Genomic DNA, 15264 nt, shown 5'->3' with positions numbered 1-15264 from the left:
TTGAGCCTCGATATAGAACTCCGCGCAGCGCTGGCGCAGCGCAAGGCGCTCGGGCGCCTGCGTTCACGGTTAAACCTAGCGAGTGCCCAGGGCGTAGAGGTTGAGATCGATGGTCAGCCCTACTTAAACTTCAGCAGCAACGATTATCTGGGCTTGGCGCAAAACAGTGAGCTGCGCGAGGCGCTGGCGCAGGCGGGCGGGCGCTGGGGTCTGGGCTCCGGTGCCTCGCACCTGGTCTGTGGGCACAGCAGTGAACACCAGCAGTTGGAGCAAGAGCTGGCCGCTCACGTCGGCCGCGACCGCGCGCTTCTCTTCTCTACCGGTTATATGGCAAATATCGGCGCGGTACAAGCTCTGCTCGGCCGCGATGACGCCGTTTTTGAAGATAAGTTAAATCATGCGTCGTTGCTCGATGGTGCGCTGCTCAGCCGAGCCAAGCGCCAGCGCTACGGCTACTTGAACTACGAGCAACTTGAGCTGCGCCTTGGCAGTTCGACGGCTAAAAGAAAGTTGGTACTTACTGACTCCGTGTTCAGTATGGATGGCGATTGTGCAGATCTGCGTCGCCTCAGTGCGTTGAGTGCCGATTACGGCGCATCGCTGATGGTCGACGACGCGCACGGCCTGGGTTTGCTCGGTGACGGGCGCGGCGCGGCTTTGCACTTTGGTCTCGATCAACAACAGCTTCCGGTCTATATGGCTACGCTGGGCAAGGCGCTTGGAAGCTTCGGCGCTTTTGTCGCAGGCTCTGAAACGCTGATTGAGTATTTAGTGCAGTTTGCACGCCCGTATATTTACACCACGGCCATGCCCCCTGCGCTTGCCGCAGCCAGTCGCGTGGCGCTGAAGTTGATGCAAGAGCAGGGCTGGCGCCGCGCAAAAGTTGGCGCCAATATCGCCTATTTCCGCCGCCGTGCACGCGAGCTTGATGTGCCGCTAAGTTCGTCTCACAGTGCGATTCAGCCGATTGTGCTCGGCGACGACAAAAAACTGATGCTTGTTGCCGAGCAGCTGCGTCAGCGCGCCTACTTGCTTGGCGCTATCCGCCCGCCAACAGTACCCGAAGGTAGCGCGCGCCTGCGTATCTGCTTGAGTGCCGCGCACAGTAAAAAACAAATAGACAGCCTGCTGCAGTGTCTCGCTGAGTTGTTGGAGTCTGCGTGAAACCGATTGTTTATTTTATTCCCGGCTGGGGCGCCGACGAGCGCTGTTGGCAGTATTTATTGCCGCTGCTTGGCGATGATTACGACTGCCGTTTTCTGCCCCTGCCCGATTGCAGCTCGGTCGAGCAGGCTGTTGCGACAAGCTCTGAGCCCGAGCGGCTGTTGCTCGAGTCTTGGTTACAGCAGGTAGGTGAACAGATGCAGCCTTGCGAGCTGCTGGTCGGCTGGTCGCTCGGTGGCATGTTAGCGCTGAAGCTCGCCCAGGCTCAAACTCAGCGAGTAAAGCGAGTACTTACACTTGCTAGTAATGCTGTTTTTGTTGAGTCTGAGTCTTGGCCTGAGGCGATGAAAACTCAGACCTTTGAAAGCTTCAAGCAAGCCTTCGATAAATCACCGCTGCGCACGGCCAAGCGTTTTACTGCACTTCAGGCTCAAGGCGAAGTGCAGGCGAGAGCAGTGAGCGCTGAGCTACTGCAGTTGAGTTGCCTCGACGACAGCAAGCACAGTGCGAATCTGGCTCTGCTGTCGCTACTGGCTAAGTTGGATGTAAGGCAGGCCTTAAAGACAATCAAACAGCCTGTTTTAGCACTGTTTGCCGATGCGGATGCGCTGGTGCCTATTGCCGCGCAGGCCGCTTTTAAAAAGCACTTCCCACTTGTGCGCAGCCGCTGCCTGCGCGGTTCCGGCCACGCTCTGCCGGTGACTCAGGCGCCTCAGCTTGCCAGCGAAGTACGCAATTTTGTCGCTTCGGCCGACTGCGCCGAAAAGCGCAGCAAAAAACGTGTAGAGCAGAGCTTTGCCCGCGCTTCGGCGGGCTATGAGCAGCACGCTCATCTTCAAGCAGAGGTTGCGCAAAAGCTGTTGCGCTGGGCACCTACGTTGCGTGGACGGGCCCTGGATATTGGCTGTGGTACGGGTTTTGTCAGTGCCGAATTGAGCCGGCGCGAGCAGATTGAGACCTGTACCGGGCTCGATCTTGCGTTGCCCATGCTCAAGCGCGCGCGCGATCAAATCGCGGCGGCGCAGTGGGCTCAGGCCGATATGGAGAGCCTGTGTTTTGCCGCTGCCAGCTTTGATGTGCTGGTTTCAAGTTTGGCGCTGCAGTGGAGTCAAGATCCGCTGACAATGTTTGAAGAAGCCTGGCGTGTACTCGATAACAACGGTTTATTTTTGTTCTCTACGCTTGGCCCCGAGACACTCTGTGAGTTGCGTGGTGCTTGGCGAGATGCCGATGCGCAACACCAGCACGTCAATCAGTTTATTGATGCTTCAACCCTGATCAGATGTGCCGAGAGCGCCGGCTTTGCCCTGGAGTTATTTGCGCAAGAGTGGAAAGTGCTGCGCTATGAACAGCTCGGGCAACTGCTGCGCGAGCTCAAAGGAATTGGCGCTCACAACGTCAACGACGGTGGCAATCAAGCGCTGACAGGTAAAACAAAGCTCGCCGCTTTGATGAATGCCTATGACAGCTATCGCGATGCTCAAGGCATGCTGCCAGCGACCTACGAACTGTATTTTTTGATGTTTAAAAAACGGGGCAAATGATGCGTGCGTATTTTGTTGCAGGGACTGACACAGAGATCGGTAAGACCTGGTGTTCAGCGGCCTTGTTGCGCTCAGCGCAAGCGGCGGGCTTTAGTAGTTTGGGTTTGAAACCGGTCGCAGCCGGGGCCGAATTTATCGATGGTCAGTGGCAAAATGAAGATGCAATTGCGCTGCGCGAAGCGAGCAGTGTGCGCTTGGCCTACGGGCGCCACAATGCACTGTGCCTTAAACAGGCGATGGCCCCGCACCTGGCGGCGCAGCAAAGCGCTGTAAGCATCGATACCGACAGTTTGTTGCGCGAATTAAAACGCACGATGGCGGAGTCCGGAGCGGACTTTTGCGTGGTTGAAGGCGCCGGGGGCTGGCGTGTACCCCTAGTTGATGGTTTTGCTATGTCTGAATTGGCAAAAGCGCTTGCTTTGCCTGTTATTCTTGTTGTCGGTATGCGCTTAGGCTGCTTGAATCACGCCCAGCTAAGCGCCGAAGCGATTATCCGTGACGGTTTGCACTTGGCGGGCTGGGTGGCAAACGAGCTTGAACCGAAGATGAGCTGCCTCGACGAGAATATTCAAAGCCTGCAGCAGCTTCTGCCAGCGCCTATGCTCGCGCGCGTGGCCTGGGGGCAGCAGAGCCTTGATATAAATAAAGTTCTTGAAGAGCAATAAACTTAGCGCCAATCTGTCTTAAAATCAGGTATTAACTGGCTGAAATTTAGACAGTAAAAACGTAAACTTAGATTGTCAGTAGTTGTAGTGGAAATCGTCATGGTTTCATCGGTTTTGAATGAAGGTGCCAGAGGCCTAGCAAATAGCCAGCGCGATATTCAGCGTGCGGCCAACGATATTGCTCGTGCGAATATCCGGCCTGAAGCCAGCACTCCTCCCGAGATCCAGCGCGACAACCAATCCACAACCCTTGCTCCCATTGAGCAGAGCGAGCCGAGTGAGCGCAGACAGGATATTAACGAACCCCTGGTAGAACTGCGCCGGCAAGAGCTTGTGTTTAATGCTTCTGCTGCGGTTGTGCGCACGGCTGACGATACGCTCGGCACCCTGCTTGATACCCAAGCCTAAAACTTGCATCAACCCGGTGTCGGGTTTTTAACTTAGCTGCCTTGATGCTGCGTTAATCGCGTTTCTTTGAGTTGAAGCTCTATAAAGGTTTTAAAGGGACGTAACTCTATTGAGATGGTGACAGACAATGATCAATATCGCTGCCATCAGTAACCCCTACCCCAGTCTGGCGACGCAAGCGCAACCGGCAGAGTTGAACTCGACTGGTCGTCAGCGCCTCGACGATAATTTTGTTAGTTCCCGCCCCGTTGCGTCTGTTGATGAAAGTTCGGCTGCTGAGTTGAGAAGCGACAGCCCAAATGCATTGGAACAGAGCCTTGAGCTCGGTCAAGAGCCTACATTGCAAAAGCCAGCGGGCGATGACGAGCAAAGTAGCACTGAAAAACAGCGAGAAGCGCGAGTTTTGCAGCAGGAGCAGCGCGAAATCCGGGAGCTGGCTGCCCGCGATAGAGAGGTCAGGGCCCACGAACAGGCTCACAGTTCCGTCGGTGGGCAGTATGCCGGCGCGCCTCAGTATCAGTTCCAGAGAGGCCCGGACGGTGTGATTTATGCTGTCGGCGGAGAAGTCAGCATTGATGTCAGTCAGGCGGCCACACCGGAAGAGACCATACGCAAAATGCAAGTCGTGAGGCGGGCAGCGCTGGCACCGGCAGAGCCAAGCCCCCAGGATAGAGCGGTTGCAGCTCAGGCTCAGGCAACAGAGCTCCAGGCCAAGCAGGAGCTGGCTGTCGAACAGGCAGAGCTTCAAGCTGAGCAGCGTGCAAGTTCGGTTGCGCAAACGGATGAGGCCGCCGCTGTTTCTAATACAGGTGGAGAAACTCCGCCAGCCACGGCCGCGGCTGCGCCATCGGCCACGATTTCAACTCCCTCTGCGTTGCCGCCTTCGGCCGTGCAAAATCGCCTCCAGCAAAGCCTTTTATTCAGCTCTGAAGAGACTAGGCAGGGCTCGCGAATCGATCAGCGCGCCTAAAATCGTGCTGTAAGTGTTTACGTTTCTACTGCGCTGCATTTTGTTAACTTTTGTTTCCCTGTTTTATTGGCTTGGCTGATGGCGGTCTTGCTATTGGCTCTGTTTGGCTTAGGCTCAAAGTAAGGCTTCAGCTTAGGCTTTGTTCACTTATGTCAGAATATTGCGCGCCCGTAGACGAGTTGATGTTTTTACTTCGTTTTGTTTTTCCTCTCGATAAACACTGCGAAACACTTGTCGACACAGAGTTTATGGATCTTGAGACTTGTGCGGCCATACTCGCCGAGGCGGCGAAGACCTGTGAGCAAGTGTTAGCGCCTTTAGATGCCGCAGGTGATAGCCAGGGCTGTCGCTTTGAGCAAGGCAGAGTAAGTGCTCCAGACGGTTTTAAAGACGCCTATCAAGTCTGGGTGGGTGCCGGTTGGAATGCTTTGGGCGGCCCCGAGCAGTACGGTGGCACGGGCGCCCCGAAGCTGTTGGCAGCGGCGGTCGAGGAAATGCTGCAGGCGAGCAATATGGCCCTTGGTCTGGCACCAATGCTGACAGCCGGAGCCTGCCTGGCGCTCAATTGTCACGCGTCAGATGAGCTTAAACAGCAGTACCTACCCAAGCTATACAGTGGTCGCTGGGCCGGAGCGATGGATCTCACCGAGGCGCACGCGGGCTCGGATCTTGGCTTGATGCGGGCGAAGGCCGAAGCTAACGCCGATGGCAGTTATCAAATATACGGCAGCAAGATTTTTATTACTTGGGGTGAGCACGATTTGTGCGAAAACATTGTGCACTTGGTTCTCGCCAAGCTGCCTGGCGCGGCACCGGGCTCGCGCGGCATCAGTATGTTCCTGGTACCCAAATTTTTGCCGGGCGATGGTGATCAGCTCGGTGCACAAAATAAGCTCAGTTGCGGCAGCATTGAGAGCAAGATGGGTATACACGCCTCGCCAACCTGCGTAATGAATTTTGACGGGGCCACAGGTTGGCTTATCGGCGAGGCTCATCAGGGCCTTGCCTGCATGTTTACAATGATGAACTACGAGCGCTTGGTTGTTGCCATTCAGGCGCTCGGTGTCGCTGATAAGAGTTACCAGGTTGCGCGGGACTATGCTCTTGAGCGCCTTCAAGGGCGCGCGCCATCCGGAGCTGTGGCTCCTGAGCTGGCGGCGGATCCGCTAATTGTGCACCCAGATGTTCGGCGTATGTTGCTGGAAATGCGCGCCCTGAACGAGGCCGGCCGAGCATTTTACCTTTATGTCGCCCACTACCTGGATTTGTGGCGTTGTGCTAAAGACGCTCAGCAGCGCGCTCTTGCCGGGCAGCGCGTTGCACTGCTGACACCTATTGCCAAAGCGTTTATCAGCGATAGGAGTTTTGACGCCTGTGTTCTCGGTCAGCAGGTACTCGGTGGTCACGGCTACTGTGCTGAGTGGGGGCAAGAACAGCGTGTCAGAGATGTGCGAATTACTCAAATTTACGAGGGCAGCAACGGTATACAGGCGCTGGATTTAATGCTGCGTAAGGTGCTTGCCGACGATGGTGAGGCTCTGCTGTTGTGGCTCTCGGAGCTTGAAAACGATGCAGCGCAGTCAATATATAAAGCCGAGCTAAGCGCTGCGCTCGACGAAGTCAAAGTCTCTTTGAGCCAGGTGCTGACAAGTGAGTCAAAAGTCGCAGTTGCTGCGGCAGCGAGTGATTTTTTGGCCATGCTTGGATATTTGGCATATGCGCATATGTGGGTACTTATGCTAAAGGGGGCTGAGCTTACAGGTTGTTTGCAAAGCAAAAGCGCTGTTGCGGCTTTCTTTTTTGCCAAGTTAATGCCGCGGGTCAAGGCGCATAGTGCGAGCATCCAGGCTGGAGCTGAGACTTTGCTAAACCTTGATGCGAATGACTTTTGAGGCTGGGCATGTCAAATATATCTAAGCCTCCCGCGCTCAGCAGCGAGCTCAATACCGGCGAAGACCTTGAGGCATGGCCCCGTTTAGGCGGCGAAGAGATTAAAGAGGCTTCGCTAAGTGCTGAGGACAGCCTGCGGGTGCAAGCGTATTTATCTCTGGCTCAGCACCGGGTTGAGCGGGCGCCGTTTCGGCCCGTGTTGCTGCTACTGGCCCTGTTATTTGTGCTGGTGCTTTTGTCTTTGCTTTCGTGGTGGCTTGCTGAAGCCCACGGGGTTGTTTGAGTTTGTTACTTTTTCGCACGCTTTGAGCGCCTTTGGCCCCGCTTTATTGGTTCTCAATCAAATATTTGTTCGTGTCATAATAATTTAACAATTGCATGTTATGTGCTGTGTTAGCTTTGGTTGTAAGGGATAACTATTACAAAGACGCCCGTCTCTAGCCGTATCCCAGTGAGGGCGCCCTACAACAGCCGGAGGATCTATGAATCGTCTAACAGTAGCAATAGCACTATCTTTGGCCGGCCTGGCGTGCCAGGTTCAGGCTTCTGAACTCAACTACAGCTCTGCCGACTTTGCCTTCAAAGGTAAAGACTTACTTGACGCGTTGCCAACTGAGCCCGCTAAAGCTTCAGTACTCTATTGCCGGGCAGACTTGGCTAGCAGTGGCGCTGTGGACAAAGTTGATTGTTATGGTGAGGCTGAAACAGGCTTGCTTGAGTCGACCGAGCAAGCACTTGTTCTGCAGTCGTTTGAGCCTGCGACCGTCGAAGAGAAGGCTGTACCTGTGCGCATGAGTTTTCGTGTTGCCTACACCTTGATTGACGACAGTGCGCGAGCCATTTTAATTCCTAACTTAGGCACCATGCAGGATCTCTATGGGCGCAACTATGTGGCGCCGCAGGAAAGGTTGGATGTCGCAGATTGGTACAGTGCTTACAGTGAATACAGCTGGGAGCCGGCGGATGCTTGGCTGGGTGAGGGCGATCACGCGCGTATAGCAGCCGTTGTTGAGAGCAGCGGTCAGCCAACCTTAATTCGAACTGTAGAGGCCAATCAAGCTTACGAGCGCGATGCAAAAATTATTAAGCGCAGTTTGAAAAACAGCCAATTTTTACCCGGCAGTGTCAATGGCAAGCCTGTTGATATGAAATACGTTGTCGCCGTTCACTACAGCGAAGGGCACCGAGCTTACGCGCGTGCGCACTAGTCGCTTGGCTCGGTTGAGGTCTGGGTAGCGCCGTTTTATTCGTCCCAGACCCAGCGTACTGGGTCGCCAAAATCGTCGACAATAAGCCGCTTCTGCGGCTTTTTTGTTTTTGGGGGGCTTTCCTGTTCTTTGCCTTGCTTGCGCGCCTCGAGAGTCTTAACCACTTCGGTTAGCGGGGTGCGTTCACTGCGGGGGTCAATGCTGTGACCTTGCCGAAATAAATTACTGTTGTCTGCGTTGCCACTCACGCCGCTGGGCACCTGTTGCACTTCGCCCCCCGACTGAAGGAAGTCTTGTACTTTCTGAGCCAGTTCGCGGCTTTGCTCGGGTTTGGATTTTTGCGCATTCATAATATGCACGATAGCGTTTTTGCTGCGGCCTGTCTAAACAGCCGTTTTTAAGAAAGTCTTTAAACGCTTGTTTAATTCTTTAGTGTGGATTTTACATTGCCGCCTAGAACCTCACGTTTTGGCGTTAATGTATTCCTTGATGTTTTTGTGACGCCCGTCTCGCTCTGGGGCGGCTGAAGTGTTGTGCTGAAACAGCTATTGTTGCCTAAGTTAAAAAAATGGACTTGGCTGTACAGAAATTGCTGGTAAACTAACCAACTCTCACCTGTTAAACATACATCGGTTACTACTTTAGTGCTGATGTTTAAAATAAAAACGAATTATAAAAGATGAATACACTAGCAAAAGACTCGTTTCAACAGGAGGGGACGGGGTTATCGCGTGTGGAATACGCGTACAGGAAAATAAAAGCAAATATAACAAACAACACCTTTCCCTCTGGTTATCAAATATTGGAACCCGAGTTGGCAGAGCAGTTGGGCGTGAGTCGTACTCCGGTTCGCGAAGCTCTGATCCGTCTCGAAGCCGATAATTTGATTCAATTAATTCCGCGTCGAGGCATGCGTGTCACGCCGCTTAATTTTAAGGATATCGCGGAATTAAATGAATTAATTGGCTCTTTGGTTCTAACCGCTATTCGCTCGGTCTGCGCGCCGGCGCGAAATGCCAACTTTGATTACATGGTTCAGTATCTTGCAGATATGCACGATGCCGCTGAGCGTAATGACAATCAAGCTTGGGTTGAAGCCGAAGACAAGTATGTCATCGCGCTGATGGCTCTGACTGGCAACTTCCGCCTGAAGGCTTTGGCTGCAAACTTTCTTGAACAAATGCGTCGAGCTAAGTTTGTTGTGCAGGACTATATGCTCGAAAAGTCGAGCTACTATGTTTTGCATGCTGAATTGCTGCAGGCTTTGAAAACTAAAAACGTTGCTAATGCCTTTGATGTCGCCAAGCGCTATCAAAATGCATTAAACGCCTTGTTTTCGGAAGTGCAGAATAAATATCAGATAAAAGAATTCTGATATTTATTTCGTTTGGGGGAAACGCTGCTCGTTTGTGAGTAGCTTTTCCCTAACGGCCTGTTCTATGTCGATCCCACTTGCGTCTGCAAATAGCAGGGCGTACATCACTACGTCTGCAAGTTCTGATTGTGCCTGGGCTTTTTGTTCGGGGCTTAGCTTCTGGCTTTGCTCCGGGTTCAGCCATTGAAAAATCTCAACTAGTTCTGAGCTCTCCACGCTCAAAGCCATTGCCAAATTCTTTGGGCAGTGAAACTGCCGCCAGCCTCTTTGCTCACCAAAGTCGATAACTTGTTGTTGCAGCTCTTTTATAACGCTCATTTTGTATTTACCTTGGCCGTTTTCAGGTTATAAAAACAGTGGGGCGCCGGGGCCGAGTGGCAGCGCAAAGCTTATCCAAAGTGCCAACATTAGTGACCAGGCAATCAAAAACAGTATTGAATAAGGCAGCATCAGCGAAATTAATGTGCCTATGCCAATGTCTTTTCGGTATTGCTGAGCGACGGCAATAACAACACCAAAATAAGGCATCAGTGGGGTGATAATGTTGGTGCAGCTGTCACCGATACGGTAGGCCATTTGTGTTGCCTCCGGTGCGATACCGAGTAAGAAAAACATCGGCACAAATATTGGTGCAATCAGTGCCCATTTTGCCGAAGCGCTGCCGACAAATAAATTAATAAGGGCGGCTAAGAAAATAAATAGAACTAACAGCACCGCCTTAGGTAGTTGCAGTTGGGTGATGAGCTCTGCGCCTTGAATGGCGCTGATAACCCCCAACTGACTCCAGCCGAAATAGTTGACAAACTGGGCGGCAAAAAACATTAGCACCAAGTAACCTGTCATGGTCGCCATGTGTTTTTCCATCGCTTCAACTAAGAAGCTGCCCTGCCAGTGCTGTTTGCTAAATTTTGCAAATACTAAACCGGCTAAACCTGCATAGAGCGAAATAATCACGACTATGCCGTTCATAAATGGTGAGCGCAATAAGCTGCCGCTTTTTGCATCACGCAGTATTGCGTGCTCGGGCACTGTTAAATACAGCAGCAAAGCAAAAAAGATTAAGCTGAAAATTGTGACAGCCTTAAGCGCGGTGCTTTCGCCTGGGATTTTATCGATTTTCTTTTGCTGTTGTTCTTCCGCATCGGGCAGCCAGCGTACAACAACTTTCTCGGTCACAAAGGTGCCGACGGCGGCAATAAGAAAGGTCGAAACAAAAATAAAATAATAGTTGGCGGTAACACTGACTTCGTAATCCGCTTGCATCAGCTGGGCGGCTTCGGTACTGATGCCCGAAAGCACTGCATCGAGTGGGCCGACAATAATATTGGCGCTGAAGCCACCGCTGACACCGGCAAATGCGGCCACAATTCCTGCCAGCGGGTTGCGCCCGAGCGCTTGAAATATAATTGCTGCGAGCGGGATTAGCACAACATAACCGGTATCGAGCGCTATGCTGGAAAGCACACTGCAAAGCACAACGGCAAAGGTTACCAGGCGCTCAGGTGCCCGCAGTACGCTGCGGCGCAACACGGCGCTAATTAAGCCGCTGTGTTCGGCGATACCTATGCCCAGCACGGCGAGTAAGACACTGCCTACCGGAGCAAAATTGACAAAGTTGCTGACGGTTGCACCGAGCACGTAGCGCAGGCCATCTGCACTGATTAGATTGCGGGCGTGAATCACCTCGCCACTGCTGGGGTGAGTGGCACTGGCGTTAAGGCCGGCCATCAGCGCCGACAACAGGGCCACAGCCACGCTCAGATAAATAAATAGCAGGGTCGGGTGAGGCAGGCGGTTGCCTGTTTTTTCTATGTGATTGAGAAGTTTGTTAAGTGTCGGCATGGGGGACTCGTATGTTGAGACCCCTACCTTAAATTAACGGCGCAGGCTTGAGCAATAGCACACTTTTTGCGAGTGCTCAGTCGCTGCTGCTGGCAATAATGCCGGCTTTGAGGTGGCGGCGGCTGCGCCCCAAGCTTTTTAGCCATGAAACGGCTGCAAACATTAGGGCCGCAGAGCCGAGCAGCCACAAACCTGAAAATACAGGCGTGCTGGTCAGCTGGCCAATTTGATACAGGCCGGAGGCGCTCCAGTAGGCAAGAAAGCTCGACCAGCCGACAACCAGGCTTGCCCAGAAGGGGCCGCTTTCTCGGTTCATGGCCCCCATTACCGCCACGCAGGGCGTATACAATAGGATCAGTACCAAATAACAGAAGGCGCTGTAATTGCTGACAAACAGGTTCTGCATCGCCGCGAGCCCGGTATTACTCACTTCCTGGCTCTCGGCGTCGTCGGCGACAACAGCCAAGCCCAAAGGGTCGAGCAGAGCATCGCCAAGGCCTGCGGCATTGTCGGCGATGGAGCTAAAGGCCTCGGTAACTTGCTCACCAAAACTACTGCTGGTTTCGTCCTGTTCAACACCGGCCACATCTTGATAGAGCGCATCGAGGGTACCGACAACCGCCTCTTTGGCGAAGACACCAGTGAAGATGCCGACGGTGGCGGGCCAGTTATCCTCTTGTATGCCGATCGGGTGCAGAGCAGGAGTGAGCTTTTTACCGACATAACTAAGCAGTGAGTCTTTGCTGTCCTGATTGCCAAAGCTGCCGTCAAGGCCGATGGAGTTAATAACTGTGAGCAAGGTGACGACTTTGATAATGGTCGAGCCGGCGCGTTTGATAAAACCGCTCAAGCGGTGCCAGGTGGTAATCAGCGTGTTTTTGATTAGCGGCGCGTGATAGGCCGGCATCTCTTGAAACGACGGGCTAATTTCACCAGAGAACAGCGTTTTTCGGAAAATCCAGCCGGTGAAAACGGCCATAAAAATACCGAGCAGATACAAGCCAAAAACAATCAGTGAGCCGCTCTCGTGAAAAAATGCGGCGGCAAAAAGTGCGTAGACAGTCAGGCGGGCACCGCAGCTCATAAACGGGCTCATGGCGATGGTTAGCAGGCGATCTTGTTCGCGGCTTAAGCTGCGCGAGGCCATCACCGACGGCACGTTACAGCCAAAACCAACAATCAGTGGTACAAAGCTGTTGCCGGGCAGGCCTATGCTCGCCATCAGTCGATCGACAACAAATGCGGCCCTGGCCATATAGCCACTGTCTTCAAGTAGGCTCAGGCACAGGTACAAAAAGCCAATGACGGGGATAAAGGTACCGACCAGTTGAATGCCGCCGCCGACACCGTCGGCAATAATGGTGCGCAGCCAGTCGGGGCTGCCGAGCGCACTCATCAGGTTGCCGAGGCCGTCGACAAAGATTGCGCCAAGTAAAATATCAAAAAAATCGATGAACACAGCGCCGACATTTATCGCCACCAGGAACATCAGGTACATCATTAACAGGAAGATCGGAAAGCCGAGCCAGCGGTTGAGTACAATGCGATCGATAAACTCGGAGGCGCGGCCGGCCTTACCCGGGTCGACCTCGACGACACCGGAAGTCTGTTCGCGAATAAAATGATAACGATGCGTGATGGCCTCTTCCGTGCAAAGCAAGTCTTCTTTTGGACGCGGGCTGAGTTCTGGGTTTTCGAGAATTGCGCCGATGCGCTGTTTGAGCGCTGCCATACCCTGCTGGCGGCTGGCGGTGACGGCAAAGACCGGCACACCTAGGCGGCGCTCGAGCTCTTCGGTATTGATGTGAATGCCGTTTTTCTCGGCGACATCCATCATATTCAGTACAACAATAACTGGTGCACCCAGATCCAGAAGTTCGTGGGTTAGCAATAAGTGCCGGTTAAGGTTGGAGGCGTCGACAATATTGAGCAGTAATTGGGGCTTGCTCTCAGTAATAAAGTCCCGTGCAATTTGTTCGTCGAGACCGGCGGCATCGGCATCGAGGCTGTAGACTCCGGGTAGGTCTATGCACTCGCAGCGCTTGTCGCCGTAGTTAAACCAGCCGGACTTTTTTTCAACCGTGACTCCGGCCCAGTTGCCGACTTTTTGTCGCGAGCCTGTCAGTGCATTAAAAAGGGTGGTCTTGCCGCAGTTTGGGTTGCCGACAAGTGCAATACTGGCCGCACTCACACCTGTTCAACTTGAATTTGGGCGGCGTCGCGCTTGCGTATGCTCAGCACGGTGTTGTCGACTCGAACTTGCATCGGATCGCCCAGCGGCGCAGCGCGCAATATGCGTACTTCTGCACCGGGTATTACTCCAAGTTGGCTCAGGCGTTTAGCTGCTTCGCCGGAGCTGTCTATATTGGATATCAGGCTATTGCTACCGTGTTTCAAGTCTGCGAGTGTCATTGCAAAGGCGGCTCTAAATAAAAATCGTTCCCATTTATACTACTGCGTTCGGGCGCTTTTTGCCAGAATGCGCTGTAGTTTAGTTTGTCGCATATGCAGGAGTTTGACGCCGCGCAAGAATCACCCGCCGAGCCGGTGCTTTTGTTATTTGTTTTCTGCGTCAATAAACTGCAGCGCTTGTTAATAAAGCTCGCTCTCTCCGCCGAAGGCGGCGAGTAAATCGCTGACAAACTGGCTGAGCTCGCCGTGCATAAGGGCAAAGTCTGCGTCAAATACGGCCGCGGCGTCGTCGCCTTGTTGATCGGCGGCCTGTTCCATAAGCAGGTCGCTGAACTTCAGGCTTTTTATGCCGCATTCGTCGTCGAGTACAAAATCGATCTTTTCGTTCCAGTTTAAAGCCAGGCGGCGCACATGCATGCCGGTATCGAGGTGTTGCTGCACTTCATCGGCGCTGAGATCTTGGTTGCGCATGCGAATCACGCGCTCGTCTTTACTTGCGCGCAGCTCTACTTGATCGCCGAGTGCAAACGGCGATACCGCTTGGCCCTCGCGCAGCCACTGGCTAAGGGTTGGAGCTATCGGGTGGTGGGTGCCGACGGGCACAGCCTTGAGTGAACCCAAGCTCTCGCGCAACAAGGTCAGCAAGTCTTCGGCTTTTTTACTCGACGAGGCGTTGACGTAAATCAGGCCGTCGGCGGGTTTCAGGTAGGCGTATTCCATGCTGCTTTTACTGAGTGCTTGCGGCAGCATGCTAAATATCAGCTCGTCTTTCAGGCCCTGCTTTTCCTTGCGTCCGACGGGGCGACCCTCGTCTTCTTTTATCTGGAATATTTTGTTTTCAAGGGCTTCGTTAATAGCGGCGCCGGGCAGAATTTTTTCCTGGCGCTTAGCGCAGATCATGGTGGCGCCGCCATTGCTGTGGCTCAGCATCTTGCCGTTGCGCCCGAGCGGGCTGCTCCAGCCGTAGCGCTGCAGGTCGAGCTTGCCACAGGGCTCGAAGCTTTTTTGTTCAAGCTGCAGGTCTAGCTGGTCGAGTTCGGGCTGTTCACTGAGGCGGAATAAGCGAAGGTTTTTGAACCACATGTTATTGAACCAAGGGGATAAAAAGGGGGCGAGAGCCTAAAGCTCAGTTGCTGATTTGTCCACTGGTCAGAATCTGATTGACTTTTAAGACGACTGGTCATATTGTTGCGGCATGAGTAAACGAGAACTGAAAAAAGAAGCCATCTTGCTCGCCGGTATGGGCGTCATGAAAAGCAAGGGTTACAACGGCACCAGTGTAAAAGACATAGTCGATGCTGCGGGTGTGCCCAAGGGCTCGTTTTACAACTACTTTGCCAGTAAAGAGCAATTTGCGCTCGATGCCATCGATTCTGTAGCTGAAGATGCGCGAGCTTATGCCAAGCAAGCGCTCGGCGATGAGAATCAGTGTGCCGTGCAACGTTTACGGGCATTTTTCAGCTCCGGCATCGACTGTGCGGCCGGTAATGACTTTAAGGTTGGCTGCTTTCTCGGCAATATGTGTCAGGAAATGGCCGATAGCTCCGACGTAATTCGCGCGCGCCTGGACCAGATACTTAATGCCAAAACACGCTTGATTGCCCAGGTTATCGAGCAGGGGCAGGCCCAGGGCTCGCTCAGCGCTGATATGCCGGCCCTGGCCGCAGCGGAGTTTTTATTTAACGCCTGGGAGGGCGCCCTGATGAGGGCTAAGGCCGCTAAATCGCGCCAACCTCTCGACGCTTTTGTGCTTATGCTCGAGCGCATTCTCAGCTAAATCTTTTAT

16 protein-coding genes are annotated in these 15264 nt (G+C 53.3%); 10 read left to right on the top strand and 6 right to left on the bottom strand.

Translation table 11 applies throughout. The features are described 5' to 3' along the window. From bioF to CFK45_RS03020, 8 genes are all read left to right on the top strand, one after another. The gene (gene bioF / locus CFK45_RS03055; RefSeq protein ID WP_239923530.1) at positions 1-1164 is read left to right on the top strand and encodes an 8-amino-7-oxononanoate synthase; all 1164 of its coding nucleotides are present in this window, start codon (positions 1-3) and stop codon (positions 1162-1164) included. After that, positions 1161-2708: a malonyl-ACP O-methyltransferase BioC gene (gene bioC / locus CFK45_RS03050; RefSeq protein WP_096084952.1), complete on the top strand. Its 1548-nt coding sequence runs from the start codon at positions 1161-1163 to the stop codon at positions 2706-2708. The genes bioF and bioC overlap by 4 nt, the downstream gene beginning before the upstream one ends. Then, positions 2705-3373, top strand: a complete 669-nt coding sequence (bioD, locus tag CFK45_RS03045) for a dethiobiotin synthase (RefSeq protein ID WP_096084951.1) — start codon at positions 2705-2707, stop codon at positions 3371-3373. The genes bioC and bioD overlap by 4 nt, the downstream gene beginning before the upstream one ends. A gap of 99 nt (positions 3374-3472) precedes the next feature. Then, on the top strand, positions 3473-3781 hold the full coding sequence (locus CFK45_RS03040; protein WP_096084950.1) for a hypothetical protein: 309 nt from the start codon (positions 3473-3475) through the stop codon (positions 3779-3781). Between the two features lie 127 nt (positions 3782-3908). Continuing rightward, on the top strand, positions 3909-4751 hold the full coding sequence (locus tag CFK45_RS03035) for a putative metalloprotease CJM1_0395 family protein (protein ID WP_096084949.1): 843 nt from the start codon (positions 3909-3911) through the stop codon (positions 4749-4751). 149 nt (positions 4752-4900) lie between these two features. After that, on the top strand, positions 4901-6643 hold the full coding sequence (locus CFK45_RS03030) for an acyl-CoA dehydrogenase family protein (RefSeq protein WP_096084948.1): 1743 nt from the start codon (positions 4901-4903) through the stop codon (positions 6641-6643). Positions 6644-6651: 8 nt separating this feature from the next. Further along, the gene (locus tag CFK45_RS03025) at positions 6652-6924 is read left to right on the top strand and encodes a DUF3094 family protein (protein WP_096084947.1); all 273 of its coding nucleotides are present in this window, start codon (positions 6652-6654) and stop codon (positions 6922-6924) included. A 199-nt stretch (positions 6925-7123) separates the two neighbouring features. Continuing rightward, positions 7124-7849, top strand: coding sequence for a hypothetical protein (locus CFK45_RS03020; protein WP_143247464.1), 726 nt, complete (start codon positions 7124-7126; stop codon positions 7847-7849). A gap of 35 nt (positions 7850-7884) precedes the next feature. Here the strand turns inward: CFK45_RS03020 and CFK45_RS03015 are convergent, their stop codons facing one another. Then, positions 7885-8199, bottom strand: a complete 315-nt coding sequence (locus tag CFK45_RS03015) for a hypothetical protein (RefSeq protein ID WP_096084945.1) — start codon at positions 8197-8199, stop codon at positions 7885-7887. A gap of 329 nt (positions 8200-8528) precedes the next feature. On the opposite strand from CFK45_RS03015, the gene CFK45_RS03010 reads away from it, so the two are divergent. Continuing rightward, a complete protein-coding gene (locus tag CFK45_RS03010; protein ID WP_096084944.1) occupies positions 8529-9224 on the top strand; it encodes a GntR family transcriptional regulator in 696 nt (231 codons plus the stop codon). A 3-nt stretch (positions 9225-9227) separates the two neighbouring features. Here CFK45_RS03010 and CFK45_RS03005 read toward each other — a convergent pair whose 3' ends face one another. The 5 genes from CFK45_RS03005 to rdgC form a co-directional block, all read right to left on the bottom strand. Next, on the bottom strand, positions 9228-9542 hold the full coding sequence (locus tag CFK45_RS03005; RefSeq protein ID WP_096084943.1) for a nucleotide pyrophosphohydrolase: 315 nt from the start codon (positions 9540-9542) through the stop codon (positions 9228-9230). A gap of 27 nt (positions 9543-9569) precedes the next feature. Beyond that, a complete protein-coding gene (locus tag CFK45_RS03000; RefSeq protein ID WP_096084942.1) occupies positions 9570-11066 on the bottom strand; it encodes an AbgT family transporter in 1497 nt (498 codons plus the stop codon). Between the two features lie 76 nt (positions 11067-11142). Further along, entirely contained in the window at positions 11143-13257 is a 2115-nt protein-coding gene (gene feoB, locus CFK45_RS02995; protein ID WP_096084941.1) for a ferrous iron transport protein B, read from the bottom strand. Then, the gene (locus CFK45_RS02990; RefSeq protein ID WP_096084940.1) at positions 13254-13478 is read right to left on the bottom strand and encodes a FeoA family protein; all 225 of its coding nucleotides are present in this window, start codon (positions 13476-13478) and stop codon (positions 13254-13256) included. The genes feoB and CFK45_RS02990 overlap by 4 nt, the downstream gene beginning before the upstream one ends. Positions 13479-13658: 180 nt before the next feature. Further along, positions 13659-14561 carry a recombination-associated protein RdgC gene (gene rdgC / locus CFK45_RS02985; RefSeq protein ID WP_096084939.1) on the bottom strand — a complete coding sequence of 301 codons (903 nt, stop codon included), beginning with the start codon at positions 14559-14561 and terminating at the stop codon, positions 13659-13661. Between the two features lie 112 nt (positions 14562-14673). Here rdgC and CFK45_RS02980 point away from each other — a divergent pair, with 112 nt between their 5' ends. Beyond that, on the top strand, positions 14674-15255 hold the full coding sequence (locus CFK45_RS02980; RefSeq protein WP_096084938.1) for a TetR/AcrR family transcriptional regulator: 582 nt from the start codon (positions 14674-14676) through the stop codon (positions 15253-15255). Positions 15256-15264: the final 9 nt, after the last annotated feature.

The organism is Agaribacterium haliotis, from assembly GCF_002312815.1.
Taxonomy (GTDB): domain Bacteria; phylum Pseudomonadota; class Gammaproteobacteria; order Pseudomonadales; family Cellvibrionaceae; genus Agaribacterium; species Agaribacterium haliotis.
This window is presented reverse-complemented; position numbering and strand designations above follow the sequence as displayed.